The 17482-nt window shown below is 73.0% G+C and carries 19 protein-coding genes; 11 read left to right on the top strand and 8 right to left on the bottom strand.

Annotated elements, in window-relative coordinates; genetic code table 11:
• The first annotated feature begins 133 nt into the window (after positions 1 to 133).
• Positions 134 to 1324, top strand: a complete 1191-nt coding sequence (locus ACZ6KF_RS09575) for a DUF6777 domain-containing protein (RefSeq protein ID WP_469237926.1) — start codon at positions 134 to 136, stop codon at positions 1322 to 1324.
• A 178-nt stretch (positions 1325 to 1502) separates the two neighbouring features.
• Positions 1503 to 1958, top strand: coding sequence for an ATP-binding protein (locus tag ACZ6KF_RS09570; protein WP_469237924.1), 456 nt, complete (start codon positions 1503 to 1505; stop codon positions 1956 to 1958).
• A gap of 31 nt (positions 1959 to 1989) precedes the next feature.
• Here the strand turns inward: ACZ6KF_RS09570 and ACZ6KF_RS09565 are convergent, their stop codons facing one another.
• On the bottom strand, positions 1990 to 2832 hold the full coding sequence (locus tag ACZ6KF_RS09565; protein WP_356633475.1) for an RNA polymerase sigma factor SigF: 843 nt from the start codon (positions 2830 to 2832) through the stop codon (positions 1990 to 1992).
• A 260-nt stretch (positions 2833 to 3092) separates the two neighbouring features.
• Here ACZ6KF_RS09565 and ACZ6KF_RS09560 point away from each other — a divergent pair, with 260 nt between their 5' ends.
• Entirely contained in the window at positions 3093 to 3476 is a 384-nt protein-coding gene (locus ACZ6KF_RS09560; protein WP_469160033.1) for a helix-turn-helix domain-containing protein, read from the top strand.
• Positions 3477 to 3497: 21 nt separating this feature from the next.
• Here ACZ6KF_RS09560 and ACZ6KF_RS09555 read toward each other — a convergent pair whose 3' ends face one another.
• Positions 3498 to 4100 (bottom strand): ClpP family protease, encoded by a 603-nt coding sequence (locus tag ACZ6KF_RS09555; protein WP_356633479.1) that lies wholly within the window; start codon positions 4098 to 4100, stop codon positions 3498 to 3500.
• Between the two features lie 2 nt (positions 4101 to 4102).
• A complete protein-coding gene (locus ACZ6KF_RS09550) occupies positions 4103 to 4756 on the bottom strand; it encodes an ATP-dependent Clp protease proteolytic subunit (RefSeq protein ID WP_469237922.1) in 654 nt (217 codons plus the stop codon).
• 214 nt (positions 4757 to 4970) lie between these two features.
• Here ACZ6KF_RS09550 and ACZ6KF_RS09545 point away from each other — a divergent pair, with 214 nt between their 5' ends.
• The 7 genes from ACZ6KF_RS09545 to ACZ6KF_RS09515 all read left to right on the top strand — a co-directional run bounded on the left by ACZ6KF_RS09545 (position 4971) and on the right by ACZ6KF_RS09515 (position 11315).
• On the top strand, positions 4971 to 5453 hold the full coding sequence (locus tag ACZ6KF_RS09545; RefSeq protein WP_469237920.1) for a VOC family protein: 483 nt from the start codon (positions 4971 to 4973) through the stop codon (positions 5451 to 5453).
• Between the two features lie 96 nt (positions 5454 to 5549).
• On the top strand, positions 5550 to 6749 hold the full coding sequence (locus tag ACZ6KF_RS09540; protein WP_469237918.1) for an esterase-like activity of phytase family protein: 1200 nt from the start codon (positions 5550 to 5552) through the stop codon (positions 6747 to 6749).
• 146 nt (positions 6750 to 6895) lie between these two features.
• Positions 6896 to 7693, top strand: a complete 798-nt coding sequence (locus ACZ6KF_RS09535) for a VOC family protein (protein ID WP_356633429.1) — start codon at positions 6896 to 6898, stop codon at positions 7691 to 7693.
• Between the two features lie 44 nt (positions 7694 to 7737).
• Positions 7738 to 8448 (top strand): ribonuclease H family protein, encoded by a 711-nt coding sequence (locus ACZ6KF_RS09530; protein WP_356633431.1) that lies wholly within the window; start codon positions 7738 to 7740, stop codon positions 8446 to 8448.
• Between the two features lie 84 nt (positions 8449 to 8532).
• A complete protein-coding gene (locus ACZ6KF_RS09525; RefSeq protein WP_356633433.1) occupies positions 8533 to 9750 on the top strand; it encodes an FAD-dependent monooxygenase in 1218 nt (405 codons plus the stop codon).
• Positions 9751 to 9762: 12 nt separating this feature from the next.
• Positions 9763 to 10746 (top strand): aldo/keto reductase, encoded by a 984-nt coding sequence (locus tag ACZ6KF_RS09520; protein WP_469237916.1) that lies wholly within the window; start codon positions 9763 to 9765, stop codon positions 10744 to 10746.
• 71 nt (positions 10747 to 10817) lie between these two features.
• On the top strand, positions 10818 to 11315 hold the full coding sequence (locus ACZ6KF_RS09515) for a DUF6328 family protein (protein ID WP_356633437.1): 498 nt from the start codon (positions 10818 to 10820) through the stop codon (positions 11313 to 11315).
• Positions 11316 to 11433: 118 nt separating this feature from the next.
• Here the strand turns inward: ACZ6KF_RS09515 and ACZ6KF_RS09510 are convergent, their stop codons facing one another.
• The 4 genes from ACZ6KF_RS09510 to ACZ6KF_RS09495 all read right to left on the bottom strand — a co-directional run bounded on the left by ACZ6KF_RS09510 (position 11434) and on the right by ACZ6KF_RS09495 (position 15081).
• A complete protein-coding gene (locus ACZ6KF_RS09510) occupies positions 11434 to 11859 on the bottom strand; it encodes an SsgA family sporulation/cell division regulator (protein ID WP_356633439.1) in 426 nt (141 codons plus the stop codon).
• Between the two features lie 109 nt (positions 11860 to 11968).
• Positions 11969 to 12940, bottom strand: a complete 972-nt coding sequence (locus ACZ6KF_RS09505; protein WP_356633441.1) for an LLM class F420-dependent oxidoreductase — start codon at positions 12938 to 12940, stop codon at positions 11969 to 11971.
• A gap of 384 nt (positions 12941 to 13324) precedes the next feature.
• Positions 13325 to 14284, bottom strand: coding sequence for a threonine/serine dehydratase (locus ACZ6KF_RS09500; RefSeq protein ID WP_469160037.1), 960 nt, complete (start codon positions 14282 to 14284; stop codon positions 13325 to 13327).
• Between the two features lie 125 nt (positions 14285 to 14409).
• On the bottom strand, positions 14410 to 15081 hold the full coding sequence (locus ACZ6KF_RS09495; protein WP_356633445.1) for an AIM24 family protein: 672 nt from the start codon (positions 15079 to 15081) through the stop codon (positions 14410 to 14412).
• Between the two features lie 290 nt (positions 15082 to 15371).
• On the opposite strand from ACZ6KF_RS09495, the gene ACZ6KF_RS09490 reads away from it, so the two are divergent.
• The gene (locus tag ACZ6KF_RS09490; protein WP_356633447.1) at positions 15372 to 16244 is read left to right on the top strand and encodes a universal stress protein; all 873 of its coding nucleotides are present in this window, start codon (positions 15372 to 15374) and stop codon (positions 16242 to 16244) included.
• Here the strand turns inward: ACZ6KF_RS09490 and ACZ6KF_RS09485 are convergent.
• Positions 16241 to 17479, bottom strand: a complete 1239-nt coding sequence (locus ACZ6KF_RS09485; RefSeq protein WP_356633449.1) for a DUF4032 domain-containing protein — start codon at positions 17477 to 17479, stop codon at positions 16241 to 16243. The two genes, ACZ6KF_RS09490 and ACZ6KF_RS09485, sit on opposite strands and share 4 nt — an antisense overlap.
• Between the last annotated feature and the right edge of the window lie 3 nt (positions 17480 to 17482).

Here is a 17482-nt window from a genome sequence, read left to right as displayed (position 1 = left end):
CACGCTAAGCAGCACCGACGGCGCCCGCCCGCCGAGTGGGCCGTCCGCGTCCGCTTGCGGACCCTCGGGGAGCGGCGCTCACAATTGAGGTAATCCGAAAAGGGGGGAGCGGGGGAAAAGGGGAGCACAGCTCGTGAGCGTCGAACCGCCGTCCTCCGGCCGCCCCACCGGCCCGCCCTCGGGCCCCCTGTCGGGCCCCTCCCAGCCGCCGTCCGGCCCGCCGTCCCCACCGCCCGGCGGCGGTGCGAGCCAGGCCCCGCAGCCACGCCGCCCCTGGTGGCGGTCCGTCCCGCGCATCGCCGTGCTCGCCGTACTGGCGGCCGCCGCCGTGGCCGTGGCGTTCGTCCTCACGCGCCCCGACGGCGGCAGCAATACGGTGGCCGGGGGCGGCGGCGAACTGTTCCTCCAGGCCGCCGGCAAGAGCGGCCCCGACCCCTTCACCGAGTCCACCGCCAAGGACAGCTCCGCACCTCCCGCCACCCCCTCGGCGACCGAGTCCGCGCCCCCGGGCGCCGTGCGCGGCGTCGACGGCGGGGACCCGGGCCTCTACGGCGGCACCCGTAACTCCGCCAGCTGCGACGTCGAGCGGCAGATCCGCTTCCTCGAGAGGGACCCGGCCAAGAACCGCGCCTTCGCCGCGGTCGCCGACGTGCGCCCCTCCGAGGTCCCCGCCCATCTGCGCTCCCTGACGCCCGTGCAACTGCGCCTGGACACCCGCGTCACCAACCACGGCTACCGCGACGGCGTCGCCACCCCCTACCAGGCCGTCCTCCAGGCCGGCACGGCCGTCCTCGTCGACGGCCGGGGCGTCCCGCGCGTGCGCTGCGCCTGCGGCAACCCGCTCACCCCGCCCGTCGCCCTGCGCGGCACACCGGAGCGGACCGGCGACACCTGGCCCTCCTACCGCCCCTCGAACGTCGTCTTCGTCAACCCGGCCCCGAAGCCCGTGAAGGAGTTCGTGCTCTACGACGACGAGCGCGGCGAGTGGATCGCCCGGCCGAAGGGCGACACCGGGAAGAAGGACAGGGAGACCGAACCGCCGAAGGACCGCGGCACCCCCTCGGCCGAGGTCTCCACACCGGCCGCCTCCGCCTCCTGCTCCCCCGAACCCGGCGGCCCCCCGGTCGCCTGCTCCCCGCACCCGGAGGACGGCTCCGAACCAGCCCTGCGACCGGAGCCCGAGACACCCACCCCGTCCGAACCCCCCGCCCCCGAGCCCGAGGCGCCCGAGGACCCCGACCCGCCGCGGTCCCCCGAGTCACCGGCCGCACCGGAGGCGCCGGAGGCTCCGGCGGACTCCGCGCCGCCGGACTCCGGGACATAGGCGCGCCATCCCCGTCACCTCGCGCCGGCCACCGGCCGGCTTCGGGACTTCCGAGCCGGCCCGGTACCGTCCTGCGAACACTGTGACGTCTGCTGCACTCTGGACTGCCGTGCCCGGCCCGGGGTACGAGGACAGGTGCAGCAGCGTCCGGCCAGGCCGGCTTCGGAGAGAGACACGCATGATCGAGCACCGTGACGGGGCCGTCGTACCGGAGGGATTCGACGTGCCCGTGGAACCGCTGCGGCGGGCGGCGCACTACACCGGCGCGACCGGCAGCATCGCCGAGGCGCGTGAACTCGCCGCCCATTTCCTGGAGCAGCTCAGGACCGAGTGGTGCGCCGAGATCGGCCCGCGTACCGAGGGCGAGGTGCTCCTGGTGGTGAGCGAACTCGTCACCAACGCCGACCGGCACAGCAACGGCCCGTACATCCTCGAGCTGGAGGGCACCAGCGGCGCCCTGACGGTCCACGTCTGCGACAGCAGCCCCGCCCTGCCCCGGCTCTTCCCGCGCGACCCGTCCCGCGTCGGCCGGCACGGACTGGAGATCGTCAACGCGCTGGCCGCGCGGGTGACCGTCGAGCGGGTGCCGGTGGGCAAGCGGGTCGGCGCGGTCGTGCGGCTGACCGCTGAGTGAACCGGTCAGGGCGCAGCCCGAGTGAGCCGGGTCAGGCGCAGCCGAGCTCGCCCAGCATCCCCCGGCGCAGCCGCACGATGATCCGCTTCAGCAGCCGCGAGACATGCATCTGCGAGCAGCCGAGCCGCTCGCCGATCTCCGCCTGAGTGGCCTCCTCGACGAACCGCAGGTGCAGGATCTGCCGGTCGCGCTCGTCCAGCTCGGCCATCAGCGGCGCGAGCGAATGGAAGTCCTCCACCAGCCGCAGCCCGTGCTCCTCGACGCCGATGAAGTCGGCGAGGACGGCCTCGCCGTTCTCCGGTCCGTCGCCGGTCAGGGCCGCGTCCAGCGACGAGGAGTTGTAGCCGTTCGCGGCGATCTGCGCCTCGATCACCTCGTCCTCGGAGGCGTTCATCAGCGTCGCCAGCTCGGCCACCGTCGGCTCGCGGTCGAGGCGGCTGGCGAGCTCCTCGCGCGCCCGGGCCAGCTCGACCCGCATCTCCTGCAACCGGCGCGGCACGTGCACCGCCCAGGTGGTGTCGCGGAAGAAGCGCTTGATCTCGCCCACGATGTAGGGAAGGGCGAACGACGTGAACTCGACCCCACGCGACAGCTCGAACCGGTCGATCGCCTTGATCAGGCCGATCATCCCGGTCTGGACGATGTCCTCCATGTCGTCGCCGCGGTTGCGGAACCGGCCGGCCGCGTAGCGGACCAGCGACATGTTCATCTCGATCAGGGTGTTGCGCGCGTACTGGTACTCGTGGGTGCCCTCCTCCAGCTCCGTGAGGCGCTGGAAGAACTGGCGGGACAGCTCGCGCGCGTCCCGCGGGGCCACGGCCCTGGGGTCCACCTCGACGACCGTTGCCTCCGACCGGATCACGGCGGTGTCCATTGCCTCTCCCACGAAAGTCATGGTTCGACGTCTGCCTTTGCGGCTACTCGTACAGTGTCCGCGACCCTGCCGCGGTGTGGCCCGCGAGTACCCCGTACTCGCCGGCGTATACCTGCGGCTACCCAGTGTGTGCCCGAACATGCCCTACGCGTGCCCGCGCCGTGCCCGAGTGGCGGAAAACCGGCGGTCGTCCCGCAGATTCCCCCCAGGGCGGAATGCCCCTCCCTTCCCCCGGCGGCCGGGATTCCTAGGCTGAAGGGGTGAGCAGCCGAAGCGGCCGAGCGCCGAACCGAGCCCCCGTCATCCCCCTTCGCCCCCAGCCCGAGCGCCCCGCGGCCAGGGAGCCGCTCTGGCGCGACCTGGTCGGGGACGTCCTGCGCACCGAGCGCCTCGCCCAGGAACGCACCCTCAAGGACGTCGCCGACGCCGCCCGGATCTCCATGCCCTATCTGTCGGAGGTCGAGCGTGGCCGCAAGGAGGCCTCCTCGGAGGTCCTCGCGGCCGCCGCCCGCGCCCTCGGCCTGAGCCTGGGCGACCTCCTGGCGCGCGCCCAGGGCGAGCTGATCCGGCTCACCTCCCGGACGGCGAGCGCGCGGCACGCGACGCGCGGGTCGTCGTACGACGGGCTGTGCCTGGCCGCCTGACGCCCCCGCCGGGCCGGCGCCTCACATCCGCGGCAGGCGCCGGCCCAGCACCTCGTCGGCCAGCCCGTACGCCACCGCCTCCCGGGCGGTGAACACCTTGTCGCGGTCCATGTCGGACCGCAGCGTGGCCACGTCGTGCCCGGTGTGCCGGGCCAGCACCTCCTCCACCTGGCCGCGGATGCGGACCATCTCCCTGGCCTGGAGCGCGAGGTCGGAGACGGTGCCCTGCCGGCCGCCGCTGGCCGGCTGGCCGAGCAGCACCCGCGCGTGCTCCAGCACGAACCGCCGCCCGGGGTCCCCGCCCGCCAGCAGCACCGCCGCCGTGGAGGCCGCCTGGCCCACGCAGTAGGTCGAGATCGGCGCCTGCACGAACGTCATGGTGTCGTAGATCGCCATCAGCGAGGTGTACGAGCCGCCGGGCGAGTTGATGTAGATCGCGATCTCGCTGTCCGGCGCCGCCGACTCCAGATGGAGGAGCTGTGCGATGACGACGCCCGCGACGCCGTCGTCGATCTCGGTGCCGAGGAAGACGATCCGCTCCGACAGCAGCCGGCTGAACACGTCGTACGACCGCTCGCCGCGCGGGGTGCGCTCCACGACGTTCGGAATCGTGTACGTCCCCATCGTCACAGCCCCATCCGTCGCCGGGAAGCGGCCGGCAGGACGTCCGCGAAGGAGTCCACGACCCGGTCCACCAAGCCGTACTCGCGGGCCTCCTCGGCCGTGAACCAGAGGTCGCGGTCGCCGTCGCGGGAGATCGTCTCCGGGCTCTGGCCGGTGTGCTCGGCGGTGATCCGCTCGATGGTCCGCTTGGTGAACTCCAGGTTGTCCGCCTGGATCTCGATGTCCGCGGCCGTGCCGCCGATGCCCGCCGACGGCTGGTGCATCATGATCCGCGCGTTCGGCAGCGCGTACCGCTTGCCCGCCGTGCCCACGCTCAGCAGGAACTGGCCCATGCTGGCCGCGAACCCCATCGCGAGCGTGGCCACGTCGTTCGGGATCAGCCGCATCGTGTCGTAGATCGCGAGCCCGGCGTGCACGGACCCGCCCGGGCTGTTCACGAACAGGCTGATGTCGGTGTGCGCGTCCTCCGCCGACAGGATCAGCAGCTGGGCGCAGACCCGGTTGGCGGAGACCTCGTCCACCTGGGTGCCGAGCAGCACGATGCGCTGGCCGAGCAGCTGGGCGGCGAGCTGGTCGTCGAACCGGGTGGGCGGGGTGTCGCCCTCCGCGGCCCGGGGCAGCGGGGCCGGGCGGGTGCCGGCGAGGAATGGTGACATCGGCGCTCCTTGTCGAGTCGTCGAACGTGTCCGTCGCGCGCCTGCCCCGTCGGGTCCGGCGCGCCGTGCCTCCACCTTCGGCCCCGCTCCCCGGCCGTGGAATGTCTGTCTGCCCGCGGCAGATTCGCCACGGGCGAAGCGGCCGGCGACCGATGAGTTCCGGGGCGCGCCCCGGTCGTACAGGTGTCAGCGTTTCGCGCCCCGGGAGGTCCCCATGACGAACAACGGATTCACCACCTGCCTCTGGTTCGACGGCAAGGCCGAGGAGGCGGCCCACTACTACGTGTCCGTCTTCAAGGACGCCGCCCTCGGGCGGATCAGCCGCTACCGCGAGGCCGGTCCCGGCCCCGCCGGGAGCGTGATGACCGCCGAGTTCACCCTCAACGGCCAGCGGTTCGTCGGCCTCAACGGCGGACCGGAGTTCAAGTTCAACGAGGCCGTCTCCTTCCAGATCGACTGCGCCGACCAGGACGAGGTCGACCACTACTGGACCCGGCTGACCGAGGGCGGCGGCGAGCCCGGCCCCTGCGGCTGGCTCAAGGACCGGTACGGCGTCTCCTGGCAGGTCGTCCCGACCCGGCTCCCGGAGCTGATCGACGACCCGGACGAGGAGCGGGCCGGGCGCGCGATCAAGGCGATGCTGTCGATGGGCAAGCTCGACATCGCCGCGCTGGAGAAGGCGGCCGCGGGGGAGTGAGGCCGGGGCCGCCCGGGAGACGAGGTCCGGACAGGTGTCCGGATTCGTCTCCCGGCGTTGGCGTGCCGGTCACACGGCGTCTCTAGCGTGCGCCCCATGAGAAGAACTTCGATCATGCTCGGCGCCGCAGTGCTCACGGTGGCGCTGGCCTCTCCCGCGGCGGCCGGAAAGGGTCACCCGGACGGCGACTTCGGGCGGGCCGCGCTCACCGGCTTCGCCTCCCTGCCGGCCGAGACCTTCGTCCCCGGCAGCGAGCCCTCCGGCGCCCTCATCGGCGCGGGCCCGTTCAACGGCATCGCCGCGCCCTTCGCCGGCCAGCCGGTGCAGGGCTTCAGCGGCATCGTGAACCGGCACGACGGCACCTTCGACGTGCTGTCCGACAACGGCTACGGCAACAAGGCCAACAGCGCCGACTACCTGCTGCGCGTGCACCGGGTGAAGCCCGACACGAAGAGCGGCGAGCTGGAGGTCCTCGGCGGCTTCGGGCTGAGCGACCCCGACCACCGGGTCCCCTTCGCCCTCACCCGTGCCGACCGCAGGCTGACCGGCGCGGACTTCGACGTCGAGTCGATCGTGCGGGCCGCCGACGGGACGTACTGGATCGGCGACGAGTTCGGTCCGTTCCTGCTGCACTTCTCCGCCCGCGGACGCCTCCTGGAGGCGCCGATCGCGCTCCCCGGCGTCCAGGCGCCGGAGAACCCCCACCTCGACGGCGCCCAGCCGACCATCGGCGGCAGCAAGGGCTTCGAGGGCCTGGCCCGATCCGTCGACGGCCGCCGCCTCTACCCGCTCCTGGAAGGCACTGTCACCGGCGACACGCCCGGCGATCTGCGCTTCAGCGAGTTCGACCTGCGCCGACGGGCCTACACGGGCGAGCACTTCGTCTACCGCCTGGAGTCCCCCGCGCACGCCATCGGCGACGCCATCGCGGTCGACCGGCATCGCTTCCTGGTGATCGAGCGCGACGGCGGCCAGGGCGACGCGGCCCGCTTCAAGCGGATCTACCTCGCCGACAGCCGCGACCGCGACGGCGACGGCGTGATGGACAAGACCCTGGTGGCGGACCTGCTGGACCTCGCCAACCCGAAGGGGATCGGCGGCTTCGGCGAGACCTTCCGCTTCCCGTTCACCACCATCGAGGACGTCGTCCTGCTCGACGACCGCACCCTGGCCGTACTGAACGACAACAACTTCCCCTTCTCGTCCGGGCGCACGCCGGGCGAGGCGGACGACAACGAGTTCATCACCATCCGCCTCGCGGACCGCCTGCACGCCGATCCGCGCGCGCTGCGCTGACCCCCGCGTGACGGGTCCGGACGCCCGGCGGCGGCCGGACCCGTCACGGCGGCCCGGACGGCGTCGCCCCGCGCGCGGGCCGGGCCGGGCCTGGCTAGCGTGAGGAACCGGACAAGTCATCGCATCCGGAAGAGGGGCGCGCAGCCATGGCCGTGAAACCCGAGGGAACCCCGTGCTGGGCCGACGCGATGTTCGGCGACGTCGAAGCGGCCAAGAGCTTCTACGGGGAGGTTCTGGGCTGGACCTTCAGCGAGGCGTCGTCGGAGCACGGCAACTACACCGAGGCCTACGCGGACGGCAAGGCCGCCGCGGCCGTCGTACCGCCGATGCCCGGCCAGGAGGGCCGGTCGCAGTGGTGTCTCTACCTGGCGTCCCCGGACGTCCACGCCACCGCCGCGAAGATCCGCGACAACGGCGGCGAGATCCTGATGGAACCGATGGAGGTCGGCGCGTTCGGCAGCATGTGCCTGGCCCGTGACCCGGGCGGCGTCGTCTTCGGCGTCTGGCAGGGCGGCACCCACGAGGGCTTCGACACGGAGATGGGCCGGCCGGGCGCGTTCTGCTGGGCGGAGATCTTCACCCGAGAACCCGGCACGTCCGACGCGTTCTTCCCCGCAGTCTTCCCCTACACCGCGCAGCAGATGGAACACGAGCCGATGGACTTCCGGGTGTTCAGGGTCGACGGGGATCCCGTGCTGGGCCGGATGGAGATGTCCGACGACTTCCCGCCCGAGGCGCCCCCGTACATCAACGTCTACTTCTCCGTCCCCGACTGCGACGACGCCGTCGCCCGCGCCACCGAACACGGCGGCACCCTGCACTTCGGCCCGATGGACAGCCCTTTCGGCCGGTTCGCGGCGCTCGGCGACCCGCAGGGCGCCCTCTTCTCGGTGATCGACGTGACGACCACCTCCGGGGAGATGCCGCAGCTCACGGACGTGTGAGCGACCGACCCCCCGGGCGGGCCGGCCGGTCCGCCCGGCGTGGCATGATCGGACACATGCGTGAACGAGTGGTGGCCGCGTGCGACGGGGCGTCGAAGGGAAACCCGGGACCGGCCGGCTGGGCCTGGGTCGTCGCCGACGAGGGCGAGAGCCCCGCCCGCTGGGAGGCGGGACCGCTGGGCAGGGCCACGAACAACGTCGCCGAGCTGACCGCCCTGGAGCGGCTGCTCGCCTCGACCGACCCGGACGTGCCGCTGGAGATCCGGATGGACTCCCAGTACGCCATGAAGGCCGTCACCACCTGGCTGCCCGGCTGGAAGCGCAACGGCTGGAAGAACGCGGCCGGCAAGCCCGTCGCCAACCAGGACCTGGTGGTGCGCATCGACGAACTGCTCGACGGCCGCTCCGTCGAGTTCCGCTACGTGCCCGCCCACCAGGTCGACGGCGACCCGCTCAACGACTTCGCCGACCGGGCCGCCAGTCAGGCCGCGGTCGTCCAGCAGCCCGCCGGCAGCGACCTCGGCTCGCCCGAGCCGCCGCCGTCCCCGGACACCCCGCCGACCGCCCCGCGCCGCCGGTCCGCCGCGGCCAAGGCCGCCGCCCGGCCCCGCGCCGGCTCGGGCGCCGGCTCCTCCCGCACCCTCAAGGCCAAGTTCCCGGGCCGCTGCGTCTGCGGCCGCTCCTACGCCGCCGGCGAGCAGATCGCCAAGAACGCCCAGGGCTGGGGCCACCCGGAGTGCCGTACCGCCAGCTGACACGATCCGCGGGGAAGCTTCCTGCCCACCCCTGACTGCTACGGTGCGTTGCCGTATGGATGCACCGAGTGACTAGGGGTGTGCGTGAAGGTAGCCTGCGTCGGCGGCGGGCCCGCCGGCCTGTATCTGTCGATCCTGCTCAAGCTGCGGGACCCGTCCCATGACATCACCGTCCACGAGCGCAACCCGGAGGGCTCGACCTACGGCTGGGGGGTGACGTACTGGCGCGGACTGCTCGACACGCTCCACGAGCACGACCCCGTCTCGGCCCGCGACCTCGACGCCGCCTCGGCGCGCTGGAGCGAAGGCGTCGCCCACGTCCGCGACCTGACGGCCCGGCACAGCGGCGACCAGGGCTTCGGCATCGGCCGCCACCGCCTGCTGGAGATCCTCGCCGACCGTGCCCGCTCCCTCGGCGTGCGCGTCGACCACGAACACGAGGTCACCCCCGACCTGCTGCCCGACGCCGACCTGGTGGTCGCCGCCGACGGCGTCCGCAGCGCACTGCGCGGCCGGTACGCCGGCCACTTCGGCACCGAGACCGTCCTGGGCCGCAACCCCTACATCTGGCTCGGCACCACCAAGGCGTTCGACGCCTTCACCTTCGCCTTCGTGGAGAGCGCCCACGGCTGGATCTGGTGCTACGGCTACCCGTTCGGACCCGACCGCTCCACCTTCGTCGTCGAATGCGCCCCCGAGACCTGGCGCGGGCTCGGCCTGGACCGGGCCTGCGAGGCGGACGGACTGGCCCTGCTGGAACGCCTGTTCGCCGGCGTGCTCGACGGCCACCGCCTGATCGGCCGGTCCTCGCCCACCGCCCCGGCGGCCCAGTGGCTCACCTTCCGCACCCTCACCAACCGCACCTGGCACCGCGGCAACCTGGTCCTGGTCGGCGACGCAGCCCACACCACCCACTACTCCATCGGCGCCGGCACCACCCTCGCCCTTCAGGACGCCATCGCCCTGGCCGGCGCCCTGAGCGAGCACGCCGCCCTGCCCGAGGCCCTCACCCGCTACGAGCGCGAACGCACAACGGCGTTGCTGTCCGCGCAGAGCGCCGCCCGCCACAGCGCCCAGTGGTACGAGAACCTGACCCGCTACATCCACCTGCCGCCCGAGCGCATGTTCGCCCTGCTCGGCCAGCGCCACTCGCCCCTGCTGCCGTACGTGCCGCCCCAGCTCTACTACCGGCTCGACCGGGCCGCCGGGCAGCTGGAGCCGCTGCGCCGGTTCAAGCGCTGGCTCGGCCCGAGGCTCGCCCGTACCGTCCACTCCCGTACCGCGCACGCCCGCCGCGGATGACAGACTGACGCCATGGAAGAACGTGAATTCGGCAGGTCGTCCCAGCACGCGTCCGTCATCGGCCTCGGCACCTGGCAGCTCGGCGCCGACTGGGGCGACGTCGACGACAAGGAAGCCCTCGCGGTGCTGGAGGCGGCGGCGGAGTCGGGAGTGACCTTCTTCGACACCGCGGACGTCTACGGCGACGGGCGCAGCGAGCGGACCATCGCGGCGTTCCTGAGCGGCAGGCCCGACCTGCACGTGCTGGTCGCCACCAAGATGGGCCGCAGGGTCGACCAGATCCCCGAGAACTACGTGCTGGACAACTTCCGCGCCTGGAACGACCGGTCCCGGCGCAACCTCGGCGTCGACCGCATCGACCTGGTCCAGCTGCACTGCCCGCCCACCCCCGTCTACTCCTCCGACGAGGTCTTCGACGCCCTCGACACCCTGCTCGAGGAGGAGCGCGTCGCCGCCTACGGCGTGAGCGTGGAGACCTGCGCCGAGGCGCTGACCGCCATCGCCCGGCCGAACGTGGCCAGCGTGCAGATCATCCTCAACCCCTTCCGGATGAAGCCCCTGCTCGAGGTGGTGCCCGCCGCGCGGGAGGCCGGCGTCGGCATCATCGCCCGGGTGCCGCTGGCCTCGGGCCTGCTGTCGGGCAAGTACACCAAGGACACGGTGTTCCCGGAGAACGACCACCGCACCTACAACCGGCACGGCGAGGCCTTCGACCAGGGCGAGACCTTCTCCGGCGTCGACTACGCCACCGGCGTGGAGGCCGCCGCCGAGTTCTCCGCCCTCGCCCCCGAGGGATACACCCCCGCCCAGCTGGCCCTGCGCTGGATCGTCCAGCAGCCCGGCGTCACCACCGTGATCCCCGGCGCCCGTTCGCCCGAGCAGGCCCGCGCCAACGCCGCCGCCGCCAAGCTGCCGCCGCTGTCCGACGAGACGCTCGCCGCGATCCGCGACCTGTACGACCGGCGCATCAAGGCCCAGGTGGAGAACCGCTGGTAGTCGCCCCGATCACGGGGAACCCGGAGGGGAACACATTTTCTGGTTGTTCCAGTTCCACCGGGGAGGAAACCGTGTCGGTCAGCAACGACAGCCCGAGCAGGCCCAGGGGGCGCAACGAGACGGAGGAGGAGAGAGCCGACCGGATGTGGGTCGAGCTGATACAGGAGGTGCGCGTCGCGCAGATGGGCGTGCAGATCCTCTTCGGCTTCCTTCTCACCGTGGTGTTCACTCCGGTCTACCGGGAGCTGGACGACACCGACCGGGCGATCTACATCGTGACCGTGGTGCTCGGCGCCGCGGCGACCGGCGCCCTCATAGGGCCCGTGTCGCTGCACCGGCTGGTCTCCGGCCGGCGGGTCAAGCCGCAGGCGGTGACCTGGGCGTCCCGGCTCACCTTCGTCGGGCTGGTCCTGCTGCTGGCCACCATGACCTGCTCGCTGCTGCTGATCCTGCGGGTGGCCACGCACGACGGCTATGTGCCCTGGCTGGTCGCCGGCGTGCTGCTGTGGTACCTGCTGTGCTGGTACGCGCTGCCGTTGTGGACGCGCCACCGGTACACCAGTCGCTGACGCATCGTCAACCGGTACGCCGGGGCCGGAGCGAGGGCACGAAGGCGACGAGGCGGCGGGCGCCGGCATCCGGCGCCCGCCGCCTCGTGCCCGCCGGGGCCCGGACCGGCTCACCGGCTCACCGCTCGGGGATGACCTCGGACAGGAAGTCGTCCACCCGGATCTGCTCCTCACCGGGCGGAACGACCTCGTGGGTCTGGCGCAGGAACGCCGCCACGGCCGGGGCCCAGGCGAACACCACCGCGTGGTGCCGCTCGCCGTTCACGCGCGGGTCGCCGAGGAACTCCATGCGCAGTTCCTCCCACACCCCCGTCGACTCCGGCCGGAACCGGACGTCGCCGACGCCGACCGGGCGGCGCAGCCCCTCGCCGAGCATCTCCCGGTCCAGCTGCCACCGGGCCAGCACATGGCCGTCATGGCTGAAGACGGCGGTGACGGCGAACGGGTCGTCGGCGTCGTAGCTGAGGTGGGCGAGCACGGGGAAGCGGTCCGTGGTGCCCGCCTGAAGCTGCATGACCAGGGTCTTGTGCACGAAGGGGTTCACGACAGGGCCTCCGGGGTGAACGGTCGTAGAAACCCCTAGTACCCCCGTCCCGTGGGTGATGCTCAGTCCCGTGGGTGAATCCGGTGGAGCCCGGGCGACGCCGGTCCGTTCAGCCGACCGCGTCGCGCAGCGCCGGCAGCAGCGTCTTCGCCGACCAGTCCAGGAACCGAGGCTGCGAGTCGCCGCCGATCTGCACGAGCGCGATCTCCGTGAACCCGGCCTCGGCGTAGGGGAGTACGGCCTTGACGAAGTCCTCCGGGTCGTCGCCGCACGGGATGGACCCGGCGACGTCGTCGGGGGTGACGAACTGGGTCGCCGACGCGAACCCATCCGGGTGCGGCAGCTCGGAGTTCACCTTCCAGCCGCTGCCGAACCAGCGGAACTGGTCGTGCGCGCGCGCCACCGCCGCGTCCCGGTCCGGGTCGTAGCAGACCGGGAGTTGACCGACCCGCGGCTTGCCCGTGCCGCCGTGCCGGTCGAAGGACTCCAGCAGGTCCCGCTTCGGCTCGGTGGCGATGACCAGGTCGGCGAGCCGGCCCGCCAGCGCGCAGGAGCGCTCGCCGGAGACGGCGATCCCGATCTGAGGCGGCTCGTCGGGAAGGTCCCACAGCTTGGCCGACTCCACGTCGAAGTGCGTGCCGCGGTGGTTGACGTGACCGCCCTCGAACAGCGCCCGGATGATCTCGACCGCTTCCTCCAGCATCTCGTGCCGGACGTCCACCGACGGCCAACCGCCGCCCACCACGTGCTCGTTGAGGTTCTCGCCCGAACCGAGGCCGAGCCGGAACCTGCCCTGGGACAGCAACTGCATCGTCGCCGCCTTCTGCGCCACCACCGCCGGGTGGTAGCGGAACGTCGGGCAGGTCACGTACGTCATCAGCGGGATGCGCGACGTGGCCTGCGCCGCCGCGCCCAGCACGCCCCAGGCGTAGGGGGAGTGCCCCTGGGAGCGCAGCCACGGGAAGTAGTGGTCCGAGGTCACCGAGAAGTCGAAGCCCGCCTCCTCGGCTCGCACCACATGGTCGACGAGGTCCCTGGGGCCGGCCTGCTCGGTCATCATCGTGTATCCGATTTGCACCATAGAGGGCGGGTTTCCGTGTCGGGGGAAACGAAAACGGGGCATCGGAATCAGTCCTCGGGCACGCGGAAGGTGTACTCGACAGCACGCCGGGCGACGAACGGGTGCGCACCCTCGGCCGCGGCTTCCTCATCGGCGGCGGGCGCGGCTGCTCACTGCGCTGGACCACCCCGGCCGGCGACCGGGGGACCGCCGCCGACCGGGAGGCGCCGAGCACGGCGCTGAGGACGCCGAGCCGCGTGCAGCCGGCACTGCGGCCGAGGTCCGGTTCGACGTCGTCCCGCCAGACGGCGACCGGGTCGGGCCGACGCGCTCGCTGTGGGTCACCGCGAGGGTGAGCGGGTCGCCGTCCGCGGGAGCACCGCGCCGGCCGGAGCCGGCGCCCCGTCAGCGCAGGCCGAACCGCTCCGCCCAGCCGAACACGTCCCCGGTGCTCGCGTTGCCCCCGCACACCACCAGGCCGATCCGGGCGTCGCCCCCGACCCGCTCCCGCACCAGCCGGGCGGCCGGCAGCAGACAGCCGGCCGCCGGTTCCGTCCACACCTTGGCGTGCTCGGCGAGCTCCAGACAGCCCCGCACCGCCTCCCGGTCGGGCACCACGAGCACTTCGGAGACCAGCGCGGACACATGGTCGTACGTCAGCCGGGACACCGCCGGGGCGCCGAGCGTGGTGGAGATGGACGTGACGGCGACCGGCACCGGGCCGCCCTCCGCGAGAGCCCGGGACATCGACTCGGCGCCCTCGGTCTCCACGCCCCAGACCCGCACGCCGGGGCGCAGCGCGCGCAGCGCCGTCGCCACGCCGGCGATCAGTCCGCCGCCCCCGACGCTGACGATCACGTCGGTCAGCTCCCCGGCGTCCTCGGCCAGCTCCAGGCCGACCGTGCCCTGTCCGGCGATCACCACCGGGTCGTCGAAGGGGTGGACCACGGTCAGCCCCTCCTCGCCCAGCCGCTCGGCCAGCGCGAACGCGCCGCTCATGTCGTCGGTCAGATGGACGGTCGCCCCGGTGTCCCGGACGATCGCCACCGACCGCTCGGGAGCCGTGCGCGGCATGACGACGGTCGCCTTCATGTCGAGGGCGGCGGCCATGACCGCGAGGGCGACGCCGTGGTTGCCGCCGCTGACCGCCGTGACCCCGGCGGCCCGCTCGGTCGCGCTCAGCGACAGCAGCTTCGCCGTGGCGCCGCGCGCCTTGAAGGAGCCGGTGCGCTGCAGCAGTTCCAGCTTCACGGTGACCGGGAGGCCGAGCAGCTCGGACAGTCCGGGGCTGGGCAGGGTGGGGGTGCGCAGGACATGTCCGGAGATCCGCTCGGCGGCGGCTTCGACGTCCAGGATGCCGATCAAGGAACTCACCTTTCCGGCGCGGCGCCCGGGGGAGGTGAAGGCCGCGCCCGTCGCAGCCTTTCGCGCGAAGCGGCCGGGGTCAAACGGCTTCCCGGAAGGGCCGCGCGACCGAGGCGCGGCCCCCGTTACTGCGTCTTGGCCGGCGTCACCTCGCTCGGACGGACCACCACATGCCCCTGGCCCCGCAGCATCAGCTGGACCGCCTCGCCGCTGCCGCCGCGCAGCATCGACCCTATGGACTGCGAACGGTGCAGCGAGGTCTCGAGCCCGGCGCTCCAGCCGACCACGGCGTCCGTGTCGACGTACACGGGCTGCTGCGGCGAGACCGGCAGGACCAGCGGGTTGCCGTCGCACACCAGCCCCAGCCTGCCGTGGCCGGTGAACACGCTGTTGAACAGGCCGCCGCCGGAGATGCCGGCGCCCTTGACGGTGGCGATGCGGTAGGTGAGCGAGTCGTCGAAGCACAGGACGTTGCGGCCGTTGACGGTGAACTCGTCACCCGGCTCGATCTCGATGACGAAGCAGTTCTGCGCCTCGTGCGCGAACCACGCCTCGCCCCGGCCGCGCACCGCCATGAGCGGCAGCCCTTCACCGGTGACCGCCCGCTTGAGCATCCCGCCGACGCCCTGGCCCTTGCGTTCGAAGGCGAGGTCGCCGCGGTACGCGATCATCGCGCCCTGCCGGGCGAGCATCTCGCCGTCGACCGTGTACCGGATGCACTTGGCGTTCTCGACCGTCATGCCCGGCGCGAGGGCCGGCTGCACCATGTGCGCACTGGAGAAAAGATCACCCTTCATGAGGGCATCCTGTCCGCAGTCGCTCAGGATCGCAGCGTTTTCGCCCAGTCCGCCGCAACCGCTCCGGCCGGGCCCGGCGTCGGCCGGTCGGCGGGGCGGCCCGCCGGGGGCGCCGGCTCGGGCCCGGACTCGGACGGCCCGCCGGTGGCGAAGTCCCGGAACCCGCTCCTCGCCCGGCTCGCACCTCGGGACGGTCCGCGCTGCCGTGCCGGCGGCCTGTGTCACACGTCTCCCGCCCATGGGGAAGACTGGGCGCGACGGAATGATCGACTCGGAGGGAGGCGCGCCGTATGACGCGTCCGATCGCGGTGGGTGTGGACGGATCGGAGGAGAGCCTCGCGGCGCTGGGCTGGGCCGGGCGGGAGGCTGTCCGCCGCGGGACCGGGCTGCGGGCGGTGCACGCCTGGCGGTTCGAGGCCCGCGAAGGTCTGCCGCGGGACCGGCGGGAGCAGGAGTGCCGGGTGCGCGAGGCCGTCGAGGAGGGCGTCCGGGGCGTCGCCGGGCGGCACTCCGGCCTTGAGGTGTCCGTCGGCGTCGTCGAGGGTGGCGCGCCCGAGACGCTGGTCGCCGCCGCGGCCGGGGCCGAGATGCTGGTGCTGGGCTCGCGGGGGCACGGCCGGGTCGTCGGGTTCCTGCTCGGGTCCGTCGGCCGGCAGGTGATCGCCGGGACCGAGCGGCCGGTGGTGCTGGTGCGCTCCGGGGACCGGGCGGCGACCGAGGTGGACGGACGGGAGATCGTCGTGGGTCAGGAGGGCGGCCCCGAGGACAGTGCCGCCGTGCTGCGGTTCGCCTTCGAGACGGCCGCCGCGCGCGGAGCGGCCGTACGCGCGGTACGGGCGTGGACCCTGCCGCCGGTCTTCGGCTACACCCCCGGCGCGCTCAAGCCGCTCGACGAGGCCGGGGGCCCGGAGCCGTACGAGCACAAGGCCCTCGCCGACGCCCTCGCGCCCTGGCGGGAGCGGTTCCCGGACGTGCCCGTCGCCGAGCACGTCGAGATGGGCAGCGCCGGCCAGGTGCTGCTGTCCGTCGCCGGGCGGGCGCAGCTGATGGTCGTCGGCCGCCGCGCCCGCGCCACCGCCGTCGGCGCGCGCATCGGTTCCGTCGCGCACGGCGTGCTGCACCACGCCGAGTGCCCGGTCGCGGTGGTGCCGCCCGCCGGTTAGTCCTCGGGCGTCGCGGGCTCCATGGTCTGCCGTGCGCGGGGCAGGATGTTCGTGACGTAGTCCTCCACGGCCGTGTCGAGGCCTATGTCGTGCTGGGCCCGCTCCGACAGGTACCAGCGGTGCTCCAGCAGCTGGTGGTAGATCTCCGCCGCGTCCATGCCCTCGCGCAGCTCGGCGGGGACCGCGCGCACCGTCGGCCGGAACACCTCGCGCACCCAGCGGTGGGCGAGGACCTCCGGGCGGGCGGCGAGCGGGTCGCCCGGCGCGTAGTCGTCCTGGGTGGCCATCCAGGACTCCAGGTCGTTCAGCAGCCGGCGCGCCTGGTTCTCCTCGGTGTCCAGGCCGGTCAGCCGCAGCAGCTGGCGCTGGTGGTGGCCCGCGTCGACGACCTTGGGCACGAAGGTGACCGTCTCGCCGTTCGACATCTGCTCGATCTGCATCTCGGCGACGTCGAAGCCGAGGTCGTTCAGCCGGCGGATGCGGCGCTCGATGTAGTGGTACTTGCCCGCCGGATAGACCGAGGTGCGGGTCAGCTCCCGCCACAGGCCCTGGTAGCGGGCGCAGATCTCGGTGCCGAACTCCACCGGGTCCACCGAGGGGTGCAGCGCCCCGGACGCCTCCAGGTCGAGCAGCTCCCCGCTGATGTTCACCCGCGCCAGATCCAGGTCGTAGTCGCGCTGGCCGTTGCTGAGCCTCGGGTGCAGCTCGCCGGTCTCCGCGTCGACCAGGTACGCGGCGTACGCGCCCGCGTCGCGCCGGAACAGGGTGTTGGACAGCGAGCAGTCGCCCCAGGCGAACCCGGCCAGGTGCAGCCGCACCAGCAGTACCGCCAGGGCGTCCATCAGCCGGTGCATGGTCGCCGGCCGCATGGTCGTCTCGAACATCGACCGGTAGGGCATCGAGCCGCCCAGGTGCCGGGTGACCAGCACCGACTCCAGCGGCCCGCCGTCCTCGCCGGAACGCCCGGTGACGACCGCCAGCGGGTCCACCGCCGGGATGCCCAGCCGGTCCAGGTCGCGCAGCAGCTCGTACTCGCGCAGCGCGGGGCGCTCGGCCAGTTCCTTGACGGCGATCACCTCGTCCCCGGCGCGCGCGTAGCGCACGACGTGCCGGGAGATGCCGCGGGGCAGCGGGACCAGGACGTCGTCCGGCCACTCCTCCAGCGGCAGGTGCCAGGGGAGGGCGAGCAGGAGCGCCGGGTGCTCCGGGTTGGTGGCGCTGATGTGCAATGCCATGGC

It is taken from the genome of Streptomyces sp. NPDC046379, assembly GCF_055587785.1.
Note: the sequence above shows the minus strand (reverse complement) of the source record. Positions and strands in the feature narration are given on the sequence as shown.

Coding starts and splice junctions, on each gene's coding strand:
- ACZ6KF_RS09570 (WP_469237924.1), top strand. CDS start 1,503: ATGATCGAGCACCGTGACGGGGCCGTCGTACCGGAGGGATTCGACGTG.
- ACZ6KF_RS09565 (WP_356633475.1), bottom strand. CDS start 2,832: ATGGACACCGCCGTGATCCGGTCGGAGGCAACGGTCGTCGAGGTGGAC.
- ACZ6KF_RS09555 (WP_356633479.1), bottom strand. CDS start 4,100: ATGGGGACGTACACGATTCCGAACGTCGTGGAGCGCACCCCGCGCGGC.
- ACZ6KF_RS09550 (WP_469237922.1), bottom strand. CDS start 4,756: ATGTCACCATTCCTCGCCGGCACCCGCCCGGCCCCGCTGCCCCGGGCC.
- ACZ6KF_RS09545 (WP_469237920.1), top strand. CDS start 4,971: ATGACGAACAACGGATTCACCACCTGCCTCTGGTTCGACGGCAAGGCC.
- ACZ6KF_RS09540 (WP_469237918.1), top strand. CDS start 5,550: ATGAGAAGAACTTCGATCATGCTCGGCGCCGCAGTGCTCACGGTGGCG.
- ACZ6KF_RS09535 (WP_356633429.1), top strand. CDS start 6,896: ATGGCCGTGAAACCCGAGGGAACCCCGTGCTGGGCCGACGCGATGTTC.
- ACZ6KF_RS09530 (WP_356633431.1), top strand. CDS start 7,738: ATGATCGGACACATGCGTGAACGAGTGGTGGCCGCGTGCGACGGGGCG.
- ACZ6KF_RS09520 (WP_469237916.1), top strand. CDS start 9,763: ATGGAAGAACGTGAATTCGGCAGGTCGTCCCAGCACGCGTCCGTCATC.
- ACZ6KF_RS09505 (WP_356633441.1), bottom strand. CDS start 12,940: ATGGTGCAAATCGGATACACGATGATGACCGAGCAGGCCGGCCCCAGG.
- ACZ6KF_RS09495 (WP_356633445.1), bottom strand. CDS start 15,081: ATGAAGGGTGATCTTTTCTCCAGTGCGCACATGGTGCAGCCGGCCCTC.
- ACZ6KF_RS09490 (WP_356633447.1), top strand. CDS start 15,372: ATGACGCGTCCGATCGCGGTGGGTGTGGACGGATCGGAGGAGAGCCTC.
- ACZ6KF_RS09485 (WP_356633449.1), bottom strand. CDS start 17,479: ATGGCATTGCACATCAGCGCCACCAACCCGGAGCACCCGGCGCTCCTG.